The sequence below is a fragment of the Exiguobacterium sp. USCH10 genome (assembly GCF_037619445.1).
In the GTDB taxonomy this organism is placed as follows: domain Bacteria; phylum Bacillota; class Bacilli; order Exiguobacteriales; family Exiguobacteriaceae; genus Exiguobacterium; species Exiguobacterium aestuarii_A.
The window spans coordinates 1-1686 of sequence record NZ_JAQPZO010000024.1 but is presented as its reverse complement, the minus strand read 5'-3'; the positions used below and the strand labels follow the sequence as shown (position 1 = coordinate 1686).

Sequence of the window (1686 nt, the reverse complement as noted above, 5' to 3'; positions counted from 1 at the left end):
TGAACTGCTCCCCGTCAAGTAGACAGGGCAAATAATGAAAACCAAACTAGGCGGCTTGAGTCCTGTATTCGACAGGGCTCAAGCCGTTTAGCCGTTTCTGGAAACGGTCATGGTTGTAGAACGATATGTAGGCCTCGATGGCCGATGTGAGTTCGTTATAGGCCTGGAACTCACGCAGGTAGTACATCTCGACTTTCAGGGTGCCCCAAAAGCCCTCGATCGGGGCGTTGTCGATGCAACGTCCGACCCGGGACATGCTGTGGGTCAGCCCCGCGTCTTCCACCATGCGTTTGAACCCTCTCGATGTGTATTGATATCCTCGGTCACTATGGATCATCGGACTCGCTCCTGTACGGAGCCCCGCGATCGCTGGCATCATCGTCTGGAAGACGAGCGCGTTGTTGTTGGATTTCCCGATGCGAGAGGCGACGATTGAGCCGTCATACAGGTCGATGATCGCGCTCAGATACGCCTTCCTCCCGGCGCCATATTTGAACTCGGTGACGTCGGTGCACCATTTCTCGTCCGGTCGTGACGCGCTGAATTCCCGGTTCATCAGGTTCTCGGCCACATGCTGCGGTGACGACTTTTTGTACCGCTTTCGTTTCTGGCGGATGACCGAACGGATCTCATGGATGCGCATGAGACGATAGATGCGCTTCTCGTTGTATGCCGGCAGGCCATGCTGGCGTCGTCTGCGATTGACCGTCATGGTGATCCGTCGATACCCGTAGGTCCCATTCACCTGGTCGTAGAGGAGACGGATGTCCTCCAGTAGACTCGAGTTTTCTTCCTCGCGTACCGAGACGGTACGTTTTAACCATTTATAATAGGCGGCCCGTGAGACCTGCGCGATCTCGCATAGGAGCACGACCGGGAACGTGTCGCTTGTCGACATTTCCTTGATGGCCATGTACCGCAATTGTAGCCGGATCTGGCTGATCAACCTCTCCTCTCGATCTCCTCTAACTTTTTTAGGAACAGATTCTCGGCCCGAAGGCGCTCATTCTCCCGTTCAATCTGTTGGATGCGACGTTCGAGCTTCTCCTCGTTGGTCAGTTCCTCTTCTTGCTTTGTCCGTCCGCGCCGGTCCTCGAGCCCATGCACGCCGTCGGCGTCATATTTTTTCGTCCAGCCGTAGACCTGCTGGTACGACACGGCGAATATCTCGGCCGTCCTTTGATAGTTCCGTCCGTTGTCCAGGCAATACCTGACGATCTCCATGCGTTCCTCGAATGTTGTCTTTCTCCCTTTGGCCATAGCTCGATCCATCCCTTTTCTCGAATCTGTTAACTCGCTATGACCAGTATACTTCTTGATCCACCGATATAGAACCGACCAACTACTAATATGATATTTGGAGAGAACCTCCATTTTAGTGAACCCATCGAGATAGTCACGTACGGCCGCGATCTTCTGTTCCTTGGTGTAATGTTTCCATGTCTTCGACTCCTTCAACGCATCGATCCCACCGGTATCGAATTTCACTTTCCACATCCGGAGGGTATTCTCAGAGACGTGATGGGCCTCCTCGATTTCCTTCCAGGTGTATGTCCCTTCTTCCATCATACGTAGCGCACTCAGTTTTTGTTCAATCGAATGCCGACTTCTCGCCATAAAAAACACTCCCCGATAAGAATAAACAGATTTGTTATTTCATCTGTCTACCTATTGGGGAGCATATCA

At 52.5% G+C, this 1686-nt stretch carries 1 protein-coding gene; it reads right to left on the bottom strand.

The window, feature by feature from the left end; all coding sequences use genetic code 11:
• Positions 1-46: 46 nt before the first annotated feature.
• Positions 47-1617, bottom strand: a protein-coding gene (locus tag PQI28_RS15535; RefSeq protein ID WP_339963827.1) for an IS3 family transposase whose coding sequence is annotated in 2 segments (ribosomal slippage) — positions 47-978 and positions 978-1617 — 1572 coding nt in all. Because the reading frame shifts where the segments join, the coding sequence is not laid out codon by codon here.
• Between the last annotated feature and the right edge of the window lie 69 nt (positions 1618-1686).